The organism is Mesorhizobium sp. M1423, assembly GCF_040317575.1.
Classification (GTDB): domain Bacteria; phylum Pseudomonadota; class Alphaproteobacteria; order Rhizobiales; family Rhizobiaceae; genus Mesorhizobium.
The window spans coordinates 1-4,272 of the sequence record NZ_JAMYKU010000067.1; the positions used below are offsets into that span (position 1 = coordinate 1).

General features: G+C 57.8%; 4 protein-coding genes, 2 pseudogenes and 1 riboswitch. Of the genes and pseudogenes, 2 read left to right on the forward strand and 4 right to left on the reverse strand.

Annotated features, from left to right (window positions below):
- A partial coding sequence (locus tag NKG95_RS33965; RefSeq protein ID WP_353043843.1) for an aminotransferase class I/II-fold pyridoxal phosphate-dependent enzyme occupies positions 1-188 on the forward strand: 188 nt, incomplete at its 5' end.
- A gap of 58 nt (positions 189-246) precedes the next feature.
- Here NKG95_RS33965 and NKG95_RS33970 read toward each other — a convergent pair.
- The 4 genes and pseudogenes from NKG95_RS33970 to NKG95_RS33985 form a co-directional block, all read right to left on the reverse strand.
- Positions 247-1,416, reverse strand: a complete 1,170-nt coding sequence (locus NKG95_RS33970; RefSeq protein ID WP_353043844.1) for a M24 family metallopeptidase — start codon at positions 1,414-1,416, stop codon at positions 247-249.
- 191 nt (positions 1,417-1,607) lie between these two features.
- A pseudogene (locus tag NKG95_RS33975) lies at positions 1,608-2,033 on the reverse strand (GlcG/HbpS family heme-binding protein).
- Between the two features lie 40 nt (positions 2,034-2,073).
- Complete coding sequence (locus NKG95_RS33980; protein ID WP_353043845.1) at positions 2,074-3,312, reverse strand: D-amino acid dehydrogenase; 1,239 nt, start codon at positions 3,310-3,312, stop codon at positions 2,074-2,076.
- A 45-nt stretch (positions 3,313-3,357) separates the two neighbouring features.
- Positions 3,358-3,454: riboswitch (glycine riboswitch) on the reverse strand.
- 174 nt (positions 3,455-3,628) lie between these two features.
- Entirely contained in the window at positions 3,629-4,180 is a 552-nt protein-coding gene (locus NKG95_RS33985) for an IS5 family transposase (protein WP_353043846.1), read from the reverse strand.
- 8 nt (positions 4,181-4,188) lie between these two features.
- Here NKG95_RS33985 and NKG95_RS33990 point away from each other — a divergent pair.
- Positions 4,189-4,272: pseudogene (locus tag NKG95_RS33990) on the forward strand (ArdC-like ssDNA-binding domain-containing protein); the annotation flags it as partial.

A 4,272-nucleotide genomic window follows, 5' to 3' on the forward strand; every position in this document is an offset into this window, starting at 1 on the left:
CGCTGGCGCAGGAGATGGCGGCGCGGATGCTGAAGCGCGGCATCTATGTCATCGGCTTCTCGTTCCCGGTGGTGCCGAAGGGCCAAGCGCGCATCCGCACGCAGATGTCGGCCGCCCATTCCAGCACAGACATCGATCGCGCGGTGGAAGCGTTCGCCCAGGTAGCAAGGGAACTGTCGATTATATGATCTGCGGTCTCTAACCGCCTCGCCGCCAACAGGGCTTCGGGCGAAAGTCTAGAATCCATCAGCGTATCTGCGCTAGCTGCTTCGGCGCCCGAACTGTGAGCAGTTGGGCCTTTCCTTCAGTGACCACGACTGTTTCCTCGTGCAGGACGATTTTACCGGGCTCGTACTCCAAGGCAGGCTCAATGCAGAGCACCATGCCCGGCTGCAACACCGTATTGTCGTCCAGTCGGATTGACGGCGGTTCGGTCAGCCGCAACCCAAGTCCATGCCCCATGCGTCCGTTGCTATTGAGGTCCGCCCCACCCGAAGAGAGTGCCTTGGCCATCTGTTCAAAGACAAATCCGGCCGTAACCCCTGCTGTTGCCGCTTGAAGCCCGATCTCGTGCGCTTCCCAAACCTTCTCTTGAGCATACTGTAGGGCATCTGTAGCCCTGCCAACCTGGTAGTTACGATCGTAATCGCAGAAATACCCGTCGAAGGTGGTGCCCGTATCGATAAAGAGCAGGTCGCCATCAACGATCGGCCGGTCCCTTGGCCCGCCGGTAATCTCGAAAGGCCCGCCAACGTCGGACCTGCAAATGAGCGTCGGGATAGCGCTGGCGCCTCCCATATTAAGACGACCGCGGAATTCCCGAAGGATCGTACGTTCAGTGTCGCCGATTTTAACGAAATCGGGCACTTGGGCGTATACGGTACCCGCGATGCCGACAGCCTTTTTGATTTTACCGACCTCGGCGGCGCTCTTGATCATGCGGAGCTGCCAAATGAGGGTCGCGCCATCAACAATCTCGACGCTTTTTAGATCACCGATGATCGCATTCAATTGCGTTACCGGCATTCCCAGTCGAAGTTCGAAACCAAGCTCAGCCCCGACCCGTCCGTTTCGCCGGGGCAGGTCGGATATCGCAGCGACAACGAGAGATGTGCCTTCGTCCTCGGGCCGAGGCGAAGGCCAGGATCTGATTTCATTGATCCATGTCTTCTCGATGATAGCCCTTCCGATCTCCGGAATGATCGCAAGGGGAGCTCCGGTGGCAGGCACCAACACGAACCAAGGTCGGGTGTAGCTCTCCCAGAACGTGGAATCGACACCGATGAAGTACCGGATATTGTCCATCGAAGTGAGCAACAAGCCGTCTAGGCGATGTTGCCCCATTAATCGCTGAGCCCGTGCGACACGCTCTTCAAACTCAGTCGGCGCAAGGCCGTAGGAGGCTTCCTGATCCATTCTATAACCCTGTTTGTCCGGACGTTTGCAGCCGTGGCAGCTGCATCTAGCCACCATCCTAACGGCGCCCGGTGCGCGAAACAGCTCAAAATCGCGCCGGAGGCGCAGACACTAGTTCAAATGTGTCTGATCGGCCGCCAGATCTGCGTCTCTTGCCCGACGAGCTCGATGCGCTTCGGTGTTTGTCTGAGTCAGGCCGCCTGAGCATTCAAACCGCCAACCTCGATTGCCTCTACGGCCACTGCTTCATCGTTGTCAGATGTATCTCCGGTAATCCCTACCGCACCAAGCAACCAACCGGCCTGGTCTCGCACCAGGACACCCCCGGGGACGTGGGACAATCTTGCCGCCTGATACAGCGGTCAGGCCGGCTACAAAGTGAGGGCTGATGCTTTGTCGAGCCAGCGCGAACCGAAACCGACGGCCAAAGCACCGTAAGCCTTGCCGAATGCAATTTCAAAGCGGAGCATTGAAGCCCCGTCCTGCTTCTGGAACGCGACCAAGTGGCCGCCAGCGTCCAGAACCGCAACGCTCAAAGCCTTAAGACCCTTTCCGCTTGCCGTCGAGCACGCCCGATTAATGATGGAATTGGCGACTTCCCATGTCAATTTGGTCATATTGGATTTTTCCTTGAGCTTGCTAACAGGGGGGCGTCTCCTATGCTGCCAAACGAGATTTCACCGGAAGATCCGTAGCCACAACCGTGGCCAGCATGGCCGATGTTGCGGCAGAAAGCGTCCAACCTAAATGCCCGTGACCCGTATTATAGAAGACACCCGGAACCCGGCCTTTGCCGACCCGTGGCATCATGTTCGGCATCATCGGTCGCAGCCCCGCCCACGGCACGACGTGTTCAGTCGCCACTTTCGGGAACATCGTCCGCGTCCAGTCGACCAAAGGTCTGATGCGATCTTCCCGGATGTCGAAATTGACGCCGTTGAACTCTGCGGTACCTGCCACGCGCAGGCGCGCTGCGCCGAGGCGGCTGGTCACGATTTTTGCGCGGTCGTCCAGAATGCTTACCCAAGGCGCCGAGGAATCTGCCGCAGACTCCTCCAACTCCACCGTTATTGAATACCCTTTCACCGGATAAATATTGATGCGATCCCCGACGATCGCAGCGATATGGCGACTGTTGGTTCCCGCACACACCACAATGCCGTCGGCTTCCAGCGTCTGATCGGCGCCACCAGTTGCGCAAACGAGGTTAAAGCGATCCCGGCGTTCAATCCGGGTCACCTCAGCGTCATAGATGAATAGGGCGCCGCGCTTTGTGCAGGCCTTCTCCAAGCCCGCGCAATACTTGTGAATGTCGCCGGTAGAATCCGACGGGGTATAGAACCCTCCATAAAAATTGCCATGCAGGGCAGGCTCAATCTCGGCAAATTCGCTGGGCATCACCGATCGCCGGTCGAGGCCGCCCTCGTTTAGCATCTCATTCACCTTCAACGCGTGGTCGAAGCCGGCTTTGTCCCAGTAAACATGCAGGATCCCGCGACGGACGTGATCAAAGTCGATGCCTTCACGGTCAGCGATCTCGAAAAGGTGCTTACGAGCCGCGATAGCCAAGCGGGTCGTTTCAATCGTGTTCTCGCGATATCGCGAAATATTGGACACGAACTCCAGCAGCCAGCTATACTTGTGCCACGACGGGGCAGGGTTCATGAGGAGCGGTGCATCCCGCCGAAGCATCCACTTGATTCCCTTGAGGACGGTCGACCAGTGATTCCAAACTTCCGCATTGCTTGCGGACAACTGGCCACCGTTAGCGAATGAAGTTTCCATCGCGGCATAACGCCGCCGCTCAACCACGGTCACCTCGTAGCCTTGCTCCAAAAGGGAATAAGCTGTCGACACACCGGCAATCCCGGCGCCAACCACAACAATTTTAGGCATTTCCAAACTCCGAATAGGGAAAGGATGCGAGGCTGACCCGCGGCGAATCTCAAATCTGTCTCGGTACCTGAGAGCTTGGCCGGAACCTCCCGGCTTTCCCCTTCGGTGGACGCTCGAGGCGCCTCTCTCCAGATCGTTCGGTGTGCGGTCACTTTGCCTGAGAGTTTCCCTGGGGGTGCTCCGTCGGCGTCGGCACTTGCCGATCTCTCCCGTCCAGCCTTATGAACGGTGGAGTTATACGATCATGGGTCTCGCCATTGATCGCCAATTTCTCTGCTGGGCTGAAATGTATGGATCAATCTTTCGGACTTTCTGACTACGACGTAGACTCATTATTGCGTAACCAGATCCGGATTGCGACGAGTTTGACGGCGGCAAGATAGTTCTCATCCAGCTTGTCGTAGCGGGTCGCGATGCGGCGGAACTGGTTGGCTTTGTTGAAGAAGCGATCGATCAGGTAACGCGCCTTGTAGAGGAAGGGGCTGAAGCAGATCGGGTCCTTGCGGTTGGCGTTGGGTGGGATATTGGCCAATGCCTTCTGCTCGGTCATGGCAGTTCGCAATGCGCTGGCATCATAGCCCTTTTCGGCGAGCAGCATCGCACCCTCCGGCAAATCCGTGATCACGTCCTCTGCAGAGGCGACGTCACTCTTCTGGCCTGCCGTGAGCATCAGCTTGATCGGCCTGCTTTTGGCGTCTACAAGAGCATGGATTTTGGTTGTCAGCCCGCCTCGGGACCGGCGGAGACAATGATCTCGATCCCCCTTTTTGCCGTCGCACCCTGCTGGTGGAGCGAACAATGGAGGTGTCGATAATCTGCACCTTGCCGTCATGGGCTTTGGTGATATCCATGAGGCCGTCCACCACATCAGGTCACCTTGGCGGCAATGTCAGGAAGGGCGAGCGCGGCACGACCATCGTGCATGCCGACCGCTTTGTCCCCAAGGACGAGAAGGAGCGC

Bases quoted from the DNA above. Each gene is read 5' to 3' on its own strand.
- NKG95_RS33970 (WP_353043844.1), bottom strand. From the start codon at position 1,416: ATGGATCAGGAAGCCTCCTACGGCCTTGCGCCGACTGAGTTTGAAGAG.
- NKG95_RS33980 (WP_353043845.1), bottom strand. From the start codon at position 3,312: ATGCCTAAAATTGTTGTGGTTGGCGCCGGGATTGCCGGTGTGTCGACA.
- NKG95_RS33985 (WP_353043846.1), bottom strand. From the start codon at position 4,180: ATGTGGTGGACGGCCTCATGGATATCACCAAAGCCCATGACGGCAAGG.